The sequence below is a fragment of the Methylobacterium sp. A52T genome (genome assembly GCF_053346095.1).
On sequence record NZ_JBKFBI010000133.1, the window covers coordinates 1 to 17,799 of the forward strand.

The 17,799-nt window shown below is 71.4% G+C and carries 21 protein-coding genes and 1 pseudogene; 11 read left to right on the top strand and 11 right to left on the bottom strand.

What is annotated here, in order from left to right; genetic code table 11:
• Window positions 1-194 precede the first annotated feature (194 nt).
• The 4 genes from ACLBYE_RS24370 to ACLBYE_RS24385 all read right to left on the bottom strand — a co-directional run bounded on the left by ACLBYE_RS24370 (window position 195) and on the right by ACLBYE_RS24385 (window position 3,370).
• A complete protein-coding gene (locus ACLBYE_RS24370; protein ID WP_447696149.1) occupies window positions 195-956 on the bottom strand; it encodes a hypothetical protein in 762 nt (253 codons plus the stop codon).
• A gap of 11 nt (window positions 957-967) precedes the next feature.
• The gene (locus ACLBYE_RS24375) at window positions 968-1,693 is read right to left on the bottom strand and encodes an RlmE family RNA methyltransferase (RefSeq protein WP_447696150.1); all 726 of its coding nucleotides are present in this window, start codon (window positions 1,691-1,693) and stop codon (window positions 968-970) included.
• A gap of 10 nt (window positions 1,694-1,703) precedes the next feature.
• A complete protein-coding gene (locus tag ACLBYE_RS24380; RefSeq protein ID WP_020091512.1) occupies window positions 1,704-2,786 on the bottom strand; it encodes a Ppx/GppA phosphatase family protein in 1,083 nt (360 codons plus the stop codon).
• Window positions 2,787-2,896: 110 nt separating this feature from the next.
• The gene (locus tag ACLBYE_RS24385) at window positions 2,897-3,370 is read right to left on the bottom strand and encodes a response regulator (protein ID WP_012317168.1); all 474 of its coding nucleotides are present in this window, start codon (window positions 3,368-3,370) and stop codon (window positions 2,897-2,899) included.
• A gap of 314 nt (window positions 3,371-3,684) precedes the next feature.
• Between ACLBYE_RS24385 and ACLBYE_RS24390 the strand changes: the two genes are divergently transcribed.
• From ACLBYE_RS24390 to ACLBYE_RS24430, 9 genes are all read left to right on the top strand, one after another.
• Complete coding sequence (locus ACLBYE_RS24390; RefSeq protein ID WP_447696151.1) at window positions 3,685-4,461, top strand: cold-shock protein; 777 nt, start codon at window positions 3,685-3,687, stop codon at window positions 4,459-4,461.
• A 98-nt stretch (window positions 4,462-4,559) separates the two neighbouring features.
• On the top strand, window positions 4,560-4,826 hold the full coding sequence (locus ACLBYE_RS24395) for a hypothetical protein (RefSeq protein ID WP_447696152.1): 267 nt from the start codon (window positions 4,560-4,562) through the stop codon (window positions 4,824-4,826).
• 161 nt (window positions 4,827-4,987) lie between these two features.
• Window positions 4,988-5,299, top strand: a complete 312-nt coding sequence (locus tag ACLBYE_RS24400; protein ID WP_447696153.1) for an iron transporter — start codon at window positions 4,988-4,990, stop codon at window positions 5,297-5,299.
• A 26-nt stretch (window positions 5,300-5,325) separates the two neighbouring features.
• Window positions 5,326-6,819: a PepSY-associated TM helix domain-containing protein gene (locus ACLBYE_RS24405; RefSeq protein ID WP_447696154.1), complete on the top strand. Its 1,494-nt coding sequence runs from the start codon at window positions 5,326-5,328 to the stop codon at window positions 6,817-6,819.
• Window positions 6,816-7,163 (top strand): DUF3325 domain-containing protein, encoded by a 348-nt coding sequence (locus ACLBYE_RS24410; protein WP_020091518.1) that lies wholly within the window; start codon window positions 6,816-6,818, stop codon window positions 7,161-7,163. Before ACLBYE_RS24405 ends, ACLBYE_RS24410 begins: the two co-directional genes overlap by 4 nt.
• A 308-nt stretch (window positions 7,164-7,471) precedes the next feature.
• Complete coding sequence (adh, locus tag ACLBYE_RS24415; protein ID WP_020091519.1) at window positions 7,472-8,995, top strand: aldehyde dehydrogenase; 1,524 nt, start codon at window positions 7,472-7,474, stop codon at window positions 8,993-8,995.
• A gap of 162 nt (window positions 8,996-9,157) precedes the next feature.
• On the top strand, window positions 9,158-9,583 hold the full coding sequence (locus ACLBYE_RS24420) for a DUF779 domain-containing protein (protein ID WP_447696155.1): 426 nt from the start codon (window positions 9,158-9,160) through the stop codon (window positions 9,581-9,583).
• Between the two features lie 28 nt (window positions 9,584-9,611).
• A complete protein-coding gene (locus ACLBYE_RS24425; RefSeq protein ID WP_447696156.1) occupies window positions 9,612-10,025 on the top strand; it encodes a carboxymuconolactone decarboxylase family protein in 414 nt (137 codons plus the stop codon).
• Entirely contained in the window at window positions 10,022-10,462 is a 441-nt protein-coding gene (locus ACLBYE_RS24430) for a cupin domain-containing protein (protein ID WP_447696157.1), read from the top strand. The genes ACLBYE_RS24425 and ACLBYE_RS24430 overlap by 4 nt, the downstream gene beginning before the upstream one ends.
• A gap of 4 nt (window positions 10,463-10,466) precedes the next feature.
• On the opposite strand, the gene ACLBYE_RS24435 is transcribed toward ACLBYE_RS24430, so the two are convergent.
• The 6 genes from ACLBYE_RS24435 to gap all read right to left on the bottom strand — a co-directional run bounded on the left by ACLBYE_RS24435 (window position 10,467) and on the right by gap (window position 16,456).
• Entirely contained in the window at window positions 10,467-11,498 is a 1,032-nt protein-coding gene (locus ACLBYE_RS24435) for a tetratricopeptide repeat protein (RefSeq protein WP_020091524.1), read from the bottom strand.
• 17 nt (window positions 11,499-11,515) lie between these two features.
• The gene (locus ACLBYE_RS24440) at window positions 11,516-12,160 is read right to left on the bottom strand and encodes a thiamine phosphate synthase (protein WP_020091525.1); all 645 of its coding nucleotides are present in this window, start codon (window positions 12,158-12,160) and stop codon (window positions 11,516-11,518) included.
• A gap of 20 nt (window positions 12,161-12,180) precedes the next feature.
• On the bottom strand, window positions 12,181-13,251 hold the full coding sequence (fba, locus tag ACLBYE_RS24445; RefSeq protein WP_020091526.1) for a class II fructose-bisphosphate aldolase: 1,071 nt from the start codon (window positions 13,249-13,251) through the stop codon (window positions 12,181-12,183).
• Between the two features lie 379 nt (window positions 13,252-13,630).
• Window positions 13,631-14,833: a phosphoglycerate kinase gene (locus ACLBYE_RS24450; RefSeq protein WP_447696158.1), complete on the bottom strand. Its 1,203-nt coding sequence runs from the start codon at window positions 14,831-14,833 to the stop codon at window positions 13,631-13,633.
• Window positions 14,834-14,867: 34 nt separating this feature from the next.
• On the bottom strand, window positions 14,868-15,362 hold the full coding sequence (locus ACLBYE_RS24455; protein ID WP_447696159.1) for a hypothetical protein: 495 nt from the start codon (window positions 15,360-15,362) through the stop codon (window positions 14,868-14,870).
• Between the two features lie 89 nt (window positions 15,363-15,451).
• Window positions 15,452-16,456, bottom strand: a complete 1,005-nt coding sequence (gene gap, locus ACLBYE_RS24460; RefSeq protein WP_012317185.1) for a type I glyceraldehyde-3-phosphate dehydrogenase — start codon at window positions 16,454-16,456, stop codon at window positions 15,452-15,454.
• Window positions 16,457-16,902: 446 nt separating this feature from the next.
• Here gap and ACLBYE_RS24465 point away from each other — a divergent pair, with 446 nt between their 5' ends.
• Complete coding sequence (locus ACLBYE_RS24465; RefSeq protein WP_447696160.1) at window positions 16,903-17,187, top strand: DUF4164 domain-containing protein; 285 nt, start codon at window positions 16,903-16,905, stop codon at window positions 17,185-17,187.
• Window positions 17,188-17,229: 42 nt separating this feature from the next.
• Window positions 17,230-17,601, top strand: a complete 372-nt coding sequence (locus tag ACLBYE_RS24470; RefSeq protein WP_447696161.1) for a cell division protein ZapA — start codon at window positions 17,230-17,232, stop codon at window positions 17,599-17,601.
• Window positions 17,602-17,689: 88 nt separating this feature from the next.
• On the opposite strand, the pseudogene ACLBYE_RS24475 reads toward ACLBYE_RS24470, so the two are convergent.
• A pseudogene (locus ACLBYE_RS24475) lies at window positions 17,690-17,799 on the bottom strand (IS630 family transposase); the annotation flags it as partial.

Below are 17,799 nucleotides of genomic sequence, written 5' to 3' on the forward strand. Positions count from 1 at the left end.
CCCCCGCCTGGCGGGCCGAGGGGGCCCCGGCCGCCAAGCCCCGGCGCCGTCGGCGCCCGCGCTTCGAGAGCGCCGCGGACGAGGGCGGCGCGACCACGCCGGCGGCGGACGTGCCGACCGAGTGATCCGACATCGCGGATGACATGGAAGCGAGGCCGTTCCGGGAAACCGGGGCGGCCTTCTTCTTTCGCGGCTCAGCGCGCGGACCGCCGCGCGGCCTTCCAGTCCGGGTAGGCGTGCATGCGGTGGATCAGACGGCGACGCCGGCCGATCTCCCCGAACGGCGCGATCTCCCAGTCCCAGGCTTCCGGCGCGGGCGGCAGCGCGACCCCGAACAGCAGGTCAGCGCTGTCGACGGTCCGGCCCGCCCGGTCCTCCTCGCGCTGCACCGTGTCGGTGATCAGGCAGACGCGCTCGACGCGCCCGGCGAGCGCGTCAAGCGCCGCCAGGTGGGTCTCGACGAGGTGCGTGCCGAGCCGCGGGGGCGCCTCGCGGCCCCGGGTCTCGTGGGCCCCGATCGGGAGGAGCGGGATCTGCGACAGCAGATTCGCCGAGACGATCAGGTCGGCCTCCGCGCAGAGGTCGGCCCAGGCCCCGGCGAGACCGGCGCTGATCTCCGCGGTCACCAGCGCGACGTTCGGGTATCGGCGGACGGCGAGGCGCGCCGGCCAGGGATGGACGGCGTCCACGAGGCTGACCCGGTCGAACAGGCGGGCGAGGGCGTCGAGCGGCACGTCGTCGAGCAGGCCCGAGCCCAGCACCACCGCGTGCCGGCGCTGCCGGGTCGCTCCGGCCGCCGCCGCGACCACGGACCGGGCCCGCGCGAGGTGCGGCGCCCAGGCCGCCCGGCAGCGGCGCGAGCGGGCGTGGAGCAGGCCGCTCTGGCGGACATAGCCGAGCCGGCGCAGGGGCAGCGGCGCCGGGTTGAGGGCGGACAGGGCCCAGGCGAGGAGCATCGCCGGGCGGCTCAGCCCTCGTCGGCGGACGCCGCCCGGCCCGGCGCGCCCCGGTAGCCGGTCGCCAGGACGTAGAGCTCGCTCGAATCGGCCCGGCTCGCGGCCGGCTTGACGTGCCGCACCGTGGCGAAGTCGCGCTTCAGGTCGGTGAGCAGCGCGCCCTCGGTGCCGCCCTGGAGCACCTTGGCGAGGTAGGCGCCCCCGGGGCCCAGGATCTCGCGGGCGAACTCCGCCGCCGTCTCGGCGAGGCCGATGATCCGCAGGTGGTCGGTCTTCTTGTGGCCGGTGGCGTTGGCGGCCATGTCGGACATGACGAGGTCGGCGGGGCCGCCGAGCATCCCGGTCAGCCGGGCCGGGGCCTCGGGATCGAGGAAGTCCAGGGTGATGAACTCGACCCCAGCCATCGGCTCGATCTCCAGGAGATCGATGCCCACGACGCGGCCCGTCGACCCGACCACCCGCGCGGCCACCTGCGACCAGCCCCCCGGCGCGGCGCCGAGGTCCACGATCTTCTGGCCGGGCCGCAGGAGCTTGTAGCGCTCGTCGATCTCCAAAAGCTTGTAGGCCGCCCGCGACCGGTAGCCCTCGCGCTTGGCGCGGGCCACGTAGGGATCGTTGAGCTGGCGCTCGAGCCAGCGCTTCTGGGACAGGGTCCGTCCGCGGCCGGTCTTCACCCGCTGCTTCAGTTCGCCCCGGACACCGCCGCCGGAACTCGCGCCGCCGCGCCTGTCGCTCATCGCGCCGCCCTCATCGGACCGCCTTCCGGTTCCAGACCCCGTCCTCCCGCATCATGTTCATCAGCAATCCTTCGCGCAGGCCGCGATCGGCGATGCGCAGGCGCTCGGAGGGGAACGCCCTGCGGATCGCCTCGAGGATCGCGCAGCCCGCGAGCACGAGATCGGCGCGGTCGCGGCCGATGCAGGGGTTGTCGGCGCGCTGCTCCAGGCGCGTGTCGAGCAGGTCGTCGATGGCGGTCGAGACCGCGTCGTCGCTCATCCACAACCCGTCTACCCGACGACGCTCGTAGCGGGCGAGGCGCAGGTGCATCGCCGCGATGGTCGTCACGGTGCCGGACGTGCCGAGCAGGTGGAAATGCGGCGCCGTCGCCGCGGGCGCGGCGCGGAGCGCGAAAGCCGAGAGCTTCTCGGCCACCTCCTCGACCATGCCCTCGAACATGCGCCGGGTGACCTCGGCGCCGCCGTGGCGCTCGGCGAGCGTGACCACGCCGACCGGCAGCGAATCCCAGGCCCGGATCCGCAGCGTCGGGTCGGTCGACGGGTTGGCGGCCGCCCCGTCCAGCCACGCGATCTCTGTCGAGCCGCCGCCGATGTCGAAGATGATGACCGATTCGGCCAGCGGGTCCGCGAGCGCCGCGCAGCCGGTGACCGCGAGATACGCCTCCGTCTGCCGGTCGACGATCTCGAGGTCGAGGCCGACGCCGCGGCGGACGCGCTCCACGAAGGCGGCGCCGTTCACCGCGAGGCGGCAGGCCTCCGTGGCGATGATCTTGGCCCGCTGCACCCCGCGGGCCTGCATCTTGGCCCGGCAGATCCGCAGGGCCTCCACGGTCCGCTCGATCGCCGCCTCGCTCAGGCGGTCGGACGTGCCGAGGCCCTCGCCGAGGCGCACGATCCGCGAGAACGCGTCGATCACGCGGAAGCCGCTGAAGGTCGGCTCCGCGACCAGCAGGCGGCAATTGTTGGTGCCGAGGTCGAGCGCCGCGTAGGCGGCGCGGCGACGCTCGCGGCCCGGCACGGGGGCCTGCGTCTGGAGCGGCACCGCGCCGGTCTGGATTCGGGACGGCGCGGCCGCGGCGGTCTCGTCCCTCATCGGCGCGGCCGTCGATCCTTCGGGTCGGCCCTGAGCAGCGCGCTCGGCCTCTGTTGATCTGCGACCCTACAGGCTCGGCGGGGAACTGCAACGCCCCATCGCGGTCGCGCTCAGGCGACGGCCTTCATCGCGCTGGCCCGGCGCGGGATCGGCCGCAGGAGGCTCTTCACCTGCGAGTAGGGCCGGGGCCGGTTGATCACCTCGTCCAGCCGCGACCACAGGGTCTTGGGCGAGAACGGCTTGGCGATGATCTCGTTGACGCCGAGCGCCACCGCCCGGTCGACCACGTTCCGGCGGGGCTGGGCCAGCATCAGGATGATCGGGATCGTGGGGCAGGGGGAGGTGGTCGGGGTCCGCGCGAGCCGGATGAACTCCTCGCCCGACAGGATCGACAGGTCCCAGTCGATGATGCTGATGTCGGGCTTGCTCTCGGCGAGCACGCCCAGCGCCTCGGCCCCGTCCGGCGCCTCCAGCACGCGCTTGATGCCGACGCGCATCAGCATGTCGCGCACGATTCGGCGGATGTAGAGACTCTCGTCGACCACAAGAGCGGAGAGATCGGGGAAAGTCGGTGTCGCGATCATGGCCGGCCGGTTCTGCTGGGCGCGGGGCCGAGTCTAGCCGGACAGCCTTTGCGTTTCGCTAACGCCTTCCCTCGAATGAGAAAGGGCCGCCCCGGGAGCGGGGGCGGACTCCGTTGTTTGCCGCAAGAAAGTAACGAAACGGGCGCCTCTGAGCCAAGAAGGTCCTTGCGGTCAAGGCCCGATTGCGTCAGGACTGGGGCGTTATTCTTGGTTACCGCGACCTGGGGTAATGATAGTGCGGGGCGTGGGCTGTCTGGGATGGCGCGCACGCGGTATTCGAGACAAGGGCGGCGGACGGTTTTTGCGAGCTTTCTATGGGACGTGGTCGTGATTTCAGAGGGCCGCAGAAGCGCGGCTTCGACGAGAGTGGCGAGCCGAGATGGCCTGATCAGGCTCCCCCCAGCGGCGGATACGGCGGCGGCGGTTTCGGCGGTGGCGGCGGTGGTTTCGGCGGGGGCGGTTTCGATCGCGGCCCGTCGCGTGGCGCGGCTCCCGTCGCGTCCGGACCGGAGCGCGATGCGACGGTCAAGTGGTTCAACAAGGAGAAGGGCTTCGGCTTCGTCGAACTCGGCGACGGTTCGGGCGATGCCTTCCTTCACATCCGCGCTGTCGAGGCGGCCGGCCACGACGATCTGATGCCCGGCACCCGGCTGACGGTCACGACGGCCCAGGGTCAGAAAGGCCCGCAGGTCACGAGCGTCACCAGCGTCGACACCTCCACGGCCGAGGCGCCCGCGCCCCGGCGTGAGTTCCGTCCGCGCACCGGCGGCTTCGGTGCCGGCGGCGGCTACGGCGACCGCGATCGCGGTGGTTACGGCGGCGGTGGCGGCTACGGCGGCGGCGGTGGTGGCGGCGGTGGCCGTTTCGCCAGCGGCCCGTCGGTCGAGATGAGCGGCACCGTGAAGTGGTACGATCCCGCCAAGGGCTTCGGCTTCGTCTCGGTCAACGACGGCGGCAAGGACGTGTTCGTGCACCGTTCCGCGCTGTCCCGCGCCGGTCTCGATTCGCTCGCCGAGGGCCAGCAGGTCACGCTCGGCGTGGTCGAGGGCCAGAAGGGCCGCGAGGCCCAGAGCATCAACGTCGAGGATTGAGGATCCCGCGGCGGCCTCTTTGCCGCCGCGATCCGCGCGAAGATCACGAGGCGGCGGCTCCGAGCGGGGCCGCCGCCTTTCTCGTTCGGGGACGATCGATGCGCCACCTTGTGCTGTCCACGGCCCTGGTGCTGTTCGCGGGAAGTGCGCGAGCGGAGGACTTCACGGGCTTCTACGCGGGGATCAACGCCGGCTACGGCTGGGGACACGCGCGCGACGGCCGCGCGGTCGGCCCGGCGTCCGGATCGGCCGCGGCGTTCAGCAAGCCCGATCCCGGAGCCGATCTGCCGCCGAGCGCGCGGAATGCGGCCGTGGCGATCCGCAGGCCGAGCCGCGACGGCGCGTCGGGAACCGCCGGCCCGTAGCGCGGGGCGGCGAGCGTCGGATCCGACCCCGGGACGCGCCGCTTTCCGGCGTCCTAAACGCCTCTTTTCACACTGGAATCGTTCCGGAACATAGGCGTTGCGCGGCGGCCCGGACCGCTGGTACGTCGCGCCATGGGCTCACGGGAACGAGGGATGGCGCCATGAGCGCCCGCGCCATGCCGACGCTGGCCGACCGCGCGGCGGTCGCCGGCCGGGTACTGCTCGCGATCCTCGGCGGCTACGGGGTCGCCGCCCTGTCGAGCGCGCTGCTGGCCCTGATTCTACCCTTCCCGCGGGCCGAGGCGGTCTCGGCCGGGACGCTGGCGAGCTTCGCCATCATGGCGGCGGCGGCGATCTGGGTGTTCGCGGCCCGCACGCTCGGCCGGGCGGCCGTCGTCCTGGGCCTGACGGCGCTCCTGCTGACCGGTGCCCTGTGGCTCGCCGGCGCCTTCGCGCACGGGGCGGCCGCGTGAGCCCGGCGCGGAGTGTCCGCCAGGCGATGGCGTGGCTGCACACGTGGTCCGGCCTCGTGGTCGGCTGGGTGCTGTTCGCGATCTTCGTCACCGGCACCGCCAGCTATTACCGCACCGACATCTCGCACTGGATGCGGCCCGAACTGTCCGCGACCGCACCCGATCCCGCCGCAGCGGCGACGCGGGCCGGGGCGTTCCTGCGCCGGACCATGCCGGACGCGGCCGGATGGTCGGTCAAGCTGCCGAATGCCGAGATCCCGGCCGTCGAGGTCTACTGGTGGCCGCGTCCGGGTGGCCCGTTCCACCACGCGCTCCTCGATCCCGCCACGGGCGAGCCCGCGCACATCCGCGACACCCGCGGCGGCGACTTCCTCTACCGGTTCCACTTCGAGCTGAGCCTGCCGCCGATCTGGGGCCGCTGGATCGTCTCGGCCTGCGCCATGGTCCTGCTGATCGCGCTGATCTCCGGGATCGTGACGCACCGGCGCATCTTCGCCGACTTCTTCACCTTCCGGCGCGACCGCTCGGCGCAGCGCGGCTGGCTCGACGCCCACAACGTGGTCGGCGTCCTGGCGCTGCCGTTCCACCTGATGATCGTCTACACGGGCCTCGTCACGCTGTCGGCCATGCTGATGCCCTGGGGCATGAAGGCCGTCTACGGCGACGACGTGCTGCGCTACTACGCCGAGGCCGGCCTGGCGATCCCGGGCGCGGCCCCGGTCGGGCGCCCCGGCACGCCGCTGCCGCTCGGCGAGATCGTCGCCCGCGCGACGGCCGCCGGGGGCGAGGTGCCCGAGGTGATGCTGGTGACTCGGCCGGGCGATGCCGGCGCCACCGTGACGGCGTATTTCGAGGAGCCGCACGGGCTCGCGCACCTGCACCCGCAGATCGCCTACGCGGCCGATACCGGTTCGGAAATCGCCCGGGTCGGCGAGGCCGGCGCGGCGACCCGCACCGGGGCCGTGATGGTGGGGCTGCACGAGGCGCACTTCGCCGCCGCGCCTCTGCGCCTCCTGTTCTTCCTCTGCGGCGCGATGGGCGCCGCCACGGTCGCCAGCGGCCTCGTGCTCTGGACCGTCGCCCGGGCGCCGAAGGGCGCGGATCCCGAGGGCTTCGGCCTGCGTCTCGTGCGGTTCCTCAACCTCGGCACCATCGCGGGTCTGCCGGTGGGCCTCGCCGCGTATTTCCTGGCGAACCGGCTGCTGCCCGACGGGCTCGGGGCCCGGGCGGACTGGGAGGTGCGCGCCTTCTTCGCCGCTTGGCTCGTGGCCGCGCTCGCGGCGTCCCTGTACCCGCGACGGCGGGCGTGGTCGCTCGCCCTGGCGGTGCCGGCCTGCGCCTTCCTGGCGATCCCGCTGGTGGACGTGATCCTCATCGGCCAGCAGCGCTTCCTCGCCTTCGACGCCGCCATGGCGGCCGTCGGCGTCGCGCTCGCCATCGCGGCCCGGCTGGCCACGCGGCGGGGCGTGGCCGCGGCCCGCCCGGCCAAGGTAACCCTGTCCCGGACGGTCGAAGCATGACAGCCGCCGCGCTGATCCTCAGCCTGCTCCTGAGCTTCTCGGGCTTCGCGGCCCTGGCCCTCAGCCTCGACCGGCACCACCGGGCCGCCTACCGCGTCGGCGTGCCGAAGGCGCGGGTCGGCAGCCTGCGGATGGCGGGCTGGTGCGGGCTCGGCCTCTCGTTCGCGGCGGCCGTCGCGGCGGGGGGCTGGAATTTCGGCCCGGTGCAGTGGGTCGGGTCGCTGACGGGCTCCGCCCTCGCCGTCGTGGCGATCGTCGCGTACCGCCCCACGTGGCTGCGGAACGCGGCCCTGGCGGCGCTCCCGCTCGCGGCGGCGTCCGTTCCGCTGGCCCTGCTCGGCTGAGGGACGGCGCGCCGATCCGGCACAGCATCGATTCGGCCCGTCGCCGCGTCCGGCCGATCGTCGCGCGGCGGCCGGCCGGACGGTGCCGGAGGCGAGGCTCTTTTGCCCGCTCGCGGTGATGCCGGGAAGCGCGTAGGATCGGCGCACTCGCGCACTGGCCAAAAGTCCACCTTGATTCGGCAGGCCAAAAGCCATTGGCTGCGAACAGAGCGGAAGCGGATGCGGCCCCCAGGATCGGTCGCCCGAGCGCCAGCTTAAGCCCAAGAGCCGCGGTTCGCGAGGCCGGGGCCCACGGAGGGAACACAGCGATGAACAAGCCGGAATTCCTCGGCGACTCGAAGGTCAAGTCGCCCTTCTCGGCCCGCTACGACAACTTCATCGGCGGCCAGTGGGTCGCCCCCGCGGCCGGCCGCTACTTCGAGAACACCTCGCCGATCACCGGCAAGGTGGTGTGCGAGGTCGCCCGCTCCGACGCCCAGGACGTCGAGAAGGCCCTCGACGCCGCCCACGCCGCCCGGGAGGCCTGGGGCCAGACGGCGCCGGCCGAGCGCGCCCGCATCCTCCTCAAGATGGCCGACCGGATGGAGGAGAACCTCGATCTGCTCGCCCTGGCCGAGACCTGGGACAACGGCAAGCCGATCCGCGAGACGACCCACGCGGACATCCCGCTGGCGATCGACCACTTCCGCTACTTCGCCGGCTGCGTGCGGGCGCAGGAAGGCTCGATCTCCGAGATCGACCACGACACGGTCGCCTACCACTTCCACGAGCCGCTGGGCGTCGTCGGCCAGATCATCCCGTGGAACTTCCCGATCCTGATGGCTGTGTGGAAGCTCGCCCCGGCGCTCGCCGCCGGCAACTGCGTGGTCCTGAAGCCCGCCGAGCAGACCCCTGCCTCGGTGCTGGTGCTGGCCGAGATCGTCGGCGACCTCCTGCCGCCGGGCGTGCTGAACATCGTCAACGGCTTCGGCCTCGAGGCCGGCAAGCCGCTCGCCTCGTCGCCGCGGATCGCCAAGATCGCCTTCACGGGTGAGACGACCACCGGCCGCCTCATCATGCAGTACGCGTCGCAGAACCTGATCCCGGTGACGCTGGAACTCGGCGGCAAGTCGCCGAACATCTTCTTCGCCGACGTGGCGAACGAGGACGACGACTTCCTCGACAAGGCCCTCGAGGGCTTCACGATGTTCGCCCTCAACCAGGGCGAGGTCTGCACCTGCCCGAGCCGCGCGCTCGTGCACGAGTCGATCTACGACCGGTTCATGGAGCGCGCGGTGAAGCGCGTCGAGGCGATCACCCAGGGCTCGCCGCTGGATCCGGCCACGATGATCGGCGCCCAGGCCTCGGGCGAGCAGATGGAGAAGATCCTCTCCTACATCGATATCGGCCGGCAGGAGGGCGCGCAGCTGCTCACGGGCGGCGAGCGGAACGTCAAGGACGGCGAGTTCGCCGAGGGCTTCTACGTGAAGCCGACCGTGTTCCGCGGCCACAACAAGATGCGCATCTTCCAGGAGGAGATCTTCGGGCCGGTCCTGTCGGTCACGACCTTCAAGGACGATGCCGAGGCGCTCTCCATCGCCAACGACACGCTCTACGGCCTCGGCGCCGGCGTCTGGACCCGCGACGGGACCCGCGCCTACCGCTTCGGCCGGGCGATCCAGGCCGGCCGCGTCTGGACGAACTGCTACCACGCCTACCCGGCCCACGCGGCCTTCGGCGGCTACAAGCAGTCCGGCATCGGCCGCGAGACCCACAAGATGATGCTCGATCACTACCAGCAGACCAAGAACATGCTGGTCAGCTACTCGGCCAAGAAGCTCGGGTTCTTCTGAGTTTCTTACCGGGTCAACCCCCGAGACAACTTCAGCCCCGGCCGCAAGGCCGGGGCTTTTTCGATCCCGGGCCCGGTGGCCATGCAGGCGGCGCTCCGCAGGGCGCCGCGGTGGAAACCGGCCGGCGCGCACGCATATTCAGGCATCGACCGGGAGGATCGCATGAGTTCGGAGCAGAGTGTGGACGCCAACGTCGCCGCGCAGGCCAGCGCCGACGGGACGCCGCTGCGGGTCACCGCAACCCCGGCGGCCCTCGCGCTGATCGAGGAGCTGCGTGGCGAGTACGGTCCGGTCATGTTCCACCAGTCCGGCGGCTGCTGCGACGGCTCGTCTCCCATGTGCTATCCCGTCGGCGATTTCCTGGTGAGCGACGGCGACGTCCATCTCGGCACGGTCGGCGGCGCGGACTTCTACATCAGCCGGTCGCAGTTCGCGGTCTGGAAGCACACCCACCTGATCCTCGACGTGGTGCCGGGCCGCGGTGGCATGTTCTCGCTGGAGAACGGGCGGGAGAAGCGCTTCCACATCCGCTCGCGCCTGTTCTCCGAGGCGGAGAACAGGGCGCTCGAGGAGGCGTGCAGGCTCTGACGGCGCGAGCTTCGAGGAAGGGACTGCGATGGCGACCGTGAAACTCTGGTCCGATCCCGAGGCCGAGGCCGACCCGCGCGTCCGCGCGGTCTTCGCCGACATCCGGGCGACCCGCGGATCCGACTTCGTCAACAACTTCTGGCGGGGCCTCTCCAACGATCCGGCACTGCTGGAGCGGACTTGGTCGACGCTCAAGACCGTCATGGGCCCGGGAACCCTCGATCCCCTGACCAAGGAACTGGTCTACATCGCGGTGTCGATCGCGAATGGCTGCCCCTACTGCGTCCATTCCCACACCGCGGCGGCGCGGGCCAAGGGCTTGACGGAGGCCCAGCACGGCGAGTTCCTGGCGGTCGTCGGGATGGCCAACCAGACCAACGCGCTGGTCAACGGCATGCAGGTCCCCGTCGATCCCGCCTTCAGAGTGGAGGAAGGTCCATGAGTTCCGCGTCCGGCACGGAGAAGCAGGGGTTCCGGGTGGTGCACGAGAGTGCGCCGTTCCGCGGCAAGCAGGGGCACATCTACAGACCGGCCGTCTCGGCCGAGTCCGTGGATTCGAAGGCGCTGCACATGCAGCTCTTGGAGATCCCGCCCGGGGAGCGGGCCCTTGCCCACAAGCACGAATCCCACGAGACGGCGATCTACGTGCTGTCGGGCGTGTCCGGCTGCTTCTGGGGCGAGCGGCTGGAGAACCACGCGATCGCGGGCGCCGGCGAGTTCGTCTACATCGCCGCCGACGTGCCGCACCTGCCCTACAACCGCAGCCAGACGGAGCCCGTCACCGCGGTGATCGCCCGGACGGACCCGAACGAGCAGGAGAGCGTCGTCCTGCTGCCGCACCTCGAGGCCGGCGTCGACTGGTCGAAGGCCGAGGTCTAGCGGCTCAGCGCTGCTCGATCCGCTCGTTGGCGAGACGCTCCGCCCGGGTGCGCTCGTCGGCCGAGAGACCGGAGAGGGTCTGATCCAGCCACGCGTCGGACAGGCCCTGTCCGGCCGCCGCGAGGTTCCAGGCGGCCGCCTCCACGGGATTCTTGGCGACACCGCGACCCACGGCGTAGAGCCGCGCGACGCGGTTCTGCGCGATGGCGTTGCCGCGCGAGGCCGCGTGAAGGAAGTACCGCGCGGCCGCCCGCTCGTCCTTGGTGACGCCGGTGCCGTTGAACAGCAGGATCGCGTACTCGACCTCGCTGGCGAGATCGCCGTTGTCGGCGCCGCGCCGGAACAGCTCCGCGGCCTTCGACGGGTCCTTGGGCACGCCGCGGCCCTGCAGGTAGAGCACGCCGAGGTCGTGCTGGGCCGGGCCGATCTCGGCGTCGGCCGCCTTGCGGAACTGCGCCGCCGCTGCCGCCTCGTCGGCGGTCGCGCCGGTGCCGATCAGGATCAGTCCGAGATTGTAGGCCGCGGTCGGCGAACCTTGGGCCGTCGCCTGCTCGAGCCAGCGCCGCCCGCCCTTCGGGTCCTTCGGCATGCCGCGGCCGTCGAGGGCCATCAACCCGAGGGACGCCATGGCGGAGGCGTCGTTCTGCGCCGCGGCCAGGCGGTACCAGTCGGCCGCCTTCACCGGATCCTGCTTCACGCCGAGGCCCTGATTGTACAGTTCCCCGAGCAGCGTCATGGCGGCGGCGTCCTTGGGATTCGCCTCGATGCGCTTCGTCGCCTCGCGGAAGGCGGTGACGTACTGGCCCTTCTGGTAGGCGCCGTAGGCGAAATCCGGCGGCTGGCTCCCCGGCGGCGGCACGGCGCCCCGCGCGTAGTTCGGCGTGTAGGGGCTCGGCAGCTCCGGCATCGACGCCTTGCCGGTCTGCGCCGCGGGTCCGAGCGAGCCGGGCGCCGCGGTCCGGGCCGGATCGGCCGGCCCCGAGGCCGCCCAGGCCGGCGCCGCCAGCAGCGCGGCCCCGGCGAGAGCAGCCGCCAAGCGAACGTCGCGGCCCCTCACGCCTCGATCTCCCGGACGGCGCGCTGGGCCCGCTCGACCGCGCCCGAATCCTGCAGCCATAGGCCGCTCTCCAGGCCGACGAACTCCGCACCCGTCGCGGCGAGCGGCGCGATCTCGTCGGCGGCGGCGGCCACCGCGATGCAGGGCGTCTCGAAGATCTCGGCCCACCACGCGGCGCGGGCCCGGACCGTCTCCGCCTCGGGCGCGACGCCGTCCGGGTAGAGGCCGCCGAACATCAGGTAGTCGATGCCGGCCTCGCCGGCCTCCATCGCGCCGTGCTTGGTCTCGAGGCCGCCCGCGCCTAGAATACGGCCGTCCCGGAGCCGGCCGCGCAGGTCCTTCAGGTCGCGCGGCTTGTCAACGTGGATGCCGTCGGCCCCGCCGCGGATCGCCACCGTGGCGAGGTCACCGGCGAAGCCCGGGCAGGCGACGACCAGCGCCGCGCCGCGCTCCTGCACGATCGGGGCGACCGACTTGACGCGGGCCGTCAGCCCGCGCTCGTCGGTGGCGGCGAGCCGCAGGATCACGGCGGCGACATCGCCGGCTTCGCAGGCGGCCTTCAGGACCGTCACGAAGTCCGCGATGCCCTCCGCGTCGAGACCGTGCGGTCCGAGCAGGGCGAGGCGGGCGCTGTTGCTCATCGCGGCCGACAATCCGCGCCCTACTGCGGGCCGATCTTCGGGTCGAGGGCGCCGCTGGCGTAGCGCTTGGCCATCTCGGCGACGGAGATCGGGCGGAGCTTCGAGCCTTTCCCGGCGGTGTTGAACTCCTCGAAGCGCTGCTTGCAGAGCTTCGTCATCGCCTCCATGGCGGGCTTCAGGTACTTGCGCGGATCAAACTCGGAGGGGTTCTCGGTGAGCACCTTCCGGATCTGGCCGGTCATCGCCATGCGGTTATCGGTGTCGATGTTGATCTTGCGCACACCGTGCTTGATGCCGCGCTGGATCTCCTCGACCGGGACGCCCCAGGTCGGCTTCATCTGGCCGCCGTACTGGTTGATGATGTCCTGTAGGTCCTGCGGCACCGAGGAGGAACCGTGCATGACGAGGTGGGTCGTCGGCAGGCGGCGGTGGATCTCCTCGATCACGTTCATCGCCAGCACCTCGCCGTCGGGCTTGCGAGTGAACTTGTAGGCGCCGTGGCTCGTGCCCATGGCCACCGCCAGCGCGTCCACCTTGGTCGCCTCGACGAACTTCACCGCCTCGTCCGGGTCGGTCAGGAGCTGGTCGTGGCTGAGGGTACCCTCGGCGCCGTGGCCGTCCTCGGCCTCGCCCTGGCCGCTCTCCAGCGAGCCGAGCACGCCCAGCTCGCCCTCGACCGAGACGCCGGCCCAGTGGGCCATCTTAGTAACGTTGCGGGTGATCTCGACGTTGTAGTTGTAATCGGCCGGGGTCTTGCCGTCGGCCTTCAGCGAGCCGTCCATCATCACCGAGGTGAAGCCGTACTGGATGGCGGTGGCGCAGGTGGCTTCGTTGTTGCCGTGGTCCAGATGCATGCAGACCGGGATGTGCGGGTAGATCTCGACGAGGCCGTCGATCAGCTTCGCGAGCACGACGTCGTTGGCGTAGGCGCGGGCGCCGCGGCTCGCCTGGAGGATCACCGGCGAGTCGGTGGCGTCGGCGGCCGCCATGATGGCGAGCCCCTGCTCCATGTTGTTCAGGTTAAAGGCGGGCACGCCGTACTCGTACTCAGCGGCGTGATCTAGGAGCTGCCGGAGGGTGATGCGTGCCATCGTGCGTGTCTTCCCGTTTCCCGTTTCGTCGTCCGCCCGATCGCCGGAGTCGCCGTCAGGCCCTCAGCTGAGCTGTATCGTGTCGCTCTGCCGAGTGCCTCGCTTTCGGTCAATCTCCGACGCGGCGCAGGGCATTCTTTCGGCGGATGATCGGCACCCCGACCGGTTCTCCAGGGCTACGACGGCCTCCGCGATCGCGCTGACACGCGCGTCGAAGCCGCCCGCCATAGCCGGCATCGCCACGCGCGCCCGGATGCCCTTCAGGATCTCGAAGGTCGCGTTCGCCACGTCGTCACCGATCGACTCGGCCCCCCAGCCGATGGAGGCAGGTACCGTAGATAGGGCTCGGTCGAAGGGGGAGGAGAGCAAGGCGGCCGTCTCAGCCCTTCGCCCGCAGCGCCTCGACGCCCGGGAGGGCCTTGCCTTCCAGCCACTCGAGGAAGGCACCGCCGGCGGTCGAGACGTAGGTGAAGTCCTGCGCCACGCCGGCGTGGTTGAGTGCGGCCACCGTGTCGCCGCCGCCCGCCACCGAGACGAGCTGGCCGGCCTCGGTCCGGGACGCCGCGTGCTTGGCGGCGGCCACGGTCGCGGCGTCGAACGGGGCGAGCTCGAAGGCGCCAAGCGGGCCGTTCCACACCAGGGTCTTGGCCCCGTCGATGGCGGCGTTGATCTCGGCCACCGAGCGCGGACCGGCGTCGAGGATCATGCTCGCGTCCGGCACGGCATCGACCGGCACGGTCTCGTGCGGGGCCTGCGCCTTGAATTCGCTCGCGGCGACGGCGTCGACCGGCAGGATGATCCGGCAGCCGGCCTTCTCGGCCGCCGCCAGGATGCGCGTGGCGGTCTCGGCGAGATCCTTCTCGCAGAGGGACTTGCCCACCGCCTTGCCCTGCGCGTGCAGGAAGGTGTTGGCCATGCCGCCGCCGATCACCAGCATGTCGACCTTGGCGACGAGGTTCTCGAGGAGGTCGATCTTTGAGGAGACCTTGGCGCCGCCGACCAGCGCGATCACCGGGCGCTGCGGCGATTCCAGGCCCTTGGTCAGCGCGTCGAGTTCGGCCTGCATCTCGCGGCCCGCGTAGGCCGGCAGCCGGTGCGCCAGACCCTCGGTGGAGGCGTGGGCGCGGTGGGCCGCCGAGAAGGCCTCGTTGACGTAGACGTCGCCGTTCGCCGCCAGGGCGTCCGCGAAGGCCGCGTCGTTCTTCTCCTCGCCCGCGTGGTAGCGGGTGTTCTCGAGCAGGAGGACGTCACCGTCCTTCAGGGCCGCCACCGCCTGCGCGGCCGCGTCGCCGACGCAGTCCGCCGCGAACGCGACGCTGCGCCCCAGGGCCGCGCCGAGGGCGGGGACCACCGGCTCCAGCGAATCCTTCGGCTCGCGCTTGCCCTTCGGGCGGCCGAAATGGGCGAGCAGGATCACCTTGGCGCGCTGCTCGGCGACCTCGCGGATCGTCGGCGCGACGCGCTCGATGCGGGTCGCGTCGGTCACCCGCCCGTTCTCCATGGGCACGTTCAGGTCGACGCGCATGAGGACCCGCTTGCCCTTGAGGGAGCCGGCATCGTCGAGGGTGCGGAAGGCGCTCATGCGGTCTGGTGCGGTCCTGTTCGGGGCGGGGCGGTTACTGTGCGGTGGTGCCGATGGTGGCCCGCTGCGGCAGCAGGCGGTCGAGGTTGAGCCGCTGGACAGCGACCATCAGGACCACGGTCAGGATGGCAGTGATCACGGCGGTGAGGACGAGGGCGCCGGTGCCGGGCAACCGCCGGGTGCGCTCGGCGAGGCCGCGCATCTCCGTGCGGAGCGCCGCGAGGTCGGACTGGCGGGCGGACTCGTTCATCCGGTTCGCGGCGTTCTCAACCTTGTCCTCGACCCGGGACAGCAGCGCCTCGGAGCGGGCGTACTTGTCCTCGATGCGCGAGCACTTGTCCTCGATGCGCGCGAGCTGATCGAAGAGCTGATTGGCCGGGAGCGTGTGGGACGGGACCGCGGAGGCGGCGGGTGCGGCAGTCGCCACGGGAGGTGGTGCGGTCTGGGTGGTGGGCGGCGGCGGAGCCGGCCTGGGGGCGGGCGGCACGGCAGCCGGCCCGCTCGACGTGCCCTGCGAAGCGTCGGTCATCCCTGGAGAGTCCCTGGTTCGAAGAAAGGCCGTCCGAAGAGAGGTGCGGCCGCCGGCCTCCCAAGAGGCGGCGGCCGCTGCAGTCCGGCTCAGATGAGCTTGGCCATCGCCACGGCCGTGTCGGCCATGCGGTTCGAGAAGCCCCACTCGTTGTCGTACCAGGTGAGGATGCGCACCAGCACGCCGTCCATGACCTTGGTCTGGTCGAGGTGGAAGGTCGACGAGTGCGGATCGTGGTTGAAGTCGATCGAGACGTTCGGCCGGTCGGTGACGCCGAGGACGCCCTTGAGCGGGCCGGAGGCGGCGGCCTTGATGGCGTCGTTGATCTCCTGGACCGTGGTGGCGCGCTTGGCCGTGAAAACGAGGTCGACCGCCGAGACGTTCGGGGTCGGCACGCGGATCGCGGTGCCGTCGAGCTTGCCCTTGAGCTCCGGGAGCACGAGGCCGACGGCCTTGGCGGCGCCGGTCGAGGTCGGGATCATCGAGAGCGCCGCGGCGCGGGCCCGGTACAGATCCTTGTGCATCTGGTCCAGCGAGGGCTGGTCGTTGGTGTAGGAGTGGATCGTGGTCATGAAACCGCGCTCGATGCCGACGGCCTCGTCCAGCACCTTCGCCACCGGGGCGAGGCAGTTGGTGGTGCAGGAGGCGTTCGACACGACGTGGTGCTCGCCCGTGAGCTTGTCGTGGTTGACGCCGTAGACCACGGTCAGGTCGGCGCCGTCGGCCGGGGCCGAGACGAGGACGCGCTTGGCGCCGGCGTCGAGATGGGCCTTCGCCTTGTCCTTCGAGGTGAAGATGCCGGTGCATTCCAGGGCGATGTCGACGCCGAGGTCGCGGTGCGGCAGCTCGGCCGGGTTGCGCACGGCCGTGACCTTGATGCGCTTGCCGTTGACCACCAGGAACTCGCCGTCGACCGCGACCTCGCCGGGGAAGCGACCGTGCACGGAATCGTAGCGGAGCAGGTGGGCGTTGGTCTCCACCGGGCCGAGATCGTTGATCGCCACAACCTCGATGTCGCTGCGGCCGGCTTCCGCGATCGCGCGCAGGACGTTGCGGCCGATGCGCCCGAACCCGTTGATGGCAACCTTCGTCACGGCGTGACTCCTTCCTGATGCGGCTCGCCGCGCGCCGGACCTCAGGGGGCGGTCCGCGGAGCGGTCTCGGCGGCCCGCCATACCGTCCGGGCCGGGCGGGATCTGGGCGGGCGGGTTTGAACCTGCGATGAACCGGACCGGGAGAGGCCGGGCTTTCACGCCCGTGACCGTCGATCTCGACGGTGCTGGCTGAGGCCTCGGAACTGTCGCGGACCGGCCCTCCGGCATGTCTCGCGCGGTCCCTCTCGGGATCGCGCGGCTGTCTAGCATGGAGCCTCGACCTGTCAAACGCGTGGCTGTGACAAAGACCTTCGATCCACCGACCAATAAACAGGGATCGCGACGATCCATTCGGTCAGCGACCGGATCGGGGATCGAACGCGTTTTCGCGCTGGAATTTCGCCTGCATTCGACGGAAAGCTTCGCGTCGGGGTAGACGAAGAACCATGGCCGACGAGACCGAGACCCGTTCCATCGACGACGCACTCAACCGGCTCGAAGCGGCGATCAACCGCCTCGACGCCGTCGTCCAGCATCGCCTCGAGACCGACGCGCAGCCCGATGACCGGGACGCGGAACTCGCCCTGATGGACGAGGACCGGGCCCGGCTCGCCGTCGCCCTGGACGCGGCGAGCAACCGCCTCGCCACGGTCTCGGCGACGACCGGGGAGGTCGGTCACCGGCTCGACCGGGCCATCGAGACCGTTCAGGATGTGCTCGGACGCGCCTGACACCACCGCCCAAGCCTGTCGGAGCGACCAGCGGAGCGATCCTTGCCGCAGATCAACGTGACCATCGACGGCCGCAGCTACCGCATGGCCTGCGGCGAGGGTGAGGAGGCGCATCTCACCGGTCTCGCCGCCCTCCTCGACGGGCGCATCGGCGAGATGCGTAAGAGCTTCGGCGAGATCGGCGACATGCGCCTGCAGGTCATGGCGGCGCTGACCATCGCCGACGAACTCGCGGAACTGCGGTCGCGGATCGCGTCGCTGGAGAGCAACGTCGCGGAGCTGCGCGCAGCCGCCGAGACCGCGGAGCGCGGGCGGGTCGACGATGCCGAGCGGGCGGCGTTCGGGATCGGTCGGGCGGCCGAGCATATCGGGCGGCTCGCCGACGCCCTCGGCGGATCGGCGCCGCGGGCTTGACCCTCTTCGCGCGGGCGGACAGCGCGAGGCCCGACGTCCTGAAGAAGCCGTGGCAGGCCGCGCGCGACGCACCTAGAGCGGTATCCGATCATATTGGATCATATGCGTCGTAGCCTCCGGCGGCGAGATAGCGGCGGCATTCGGCTGGCGTGAAGCGTCTGAAGGCTCGTCGGATCGTGTCCCAGAGGTCGCTGATCG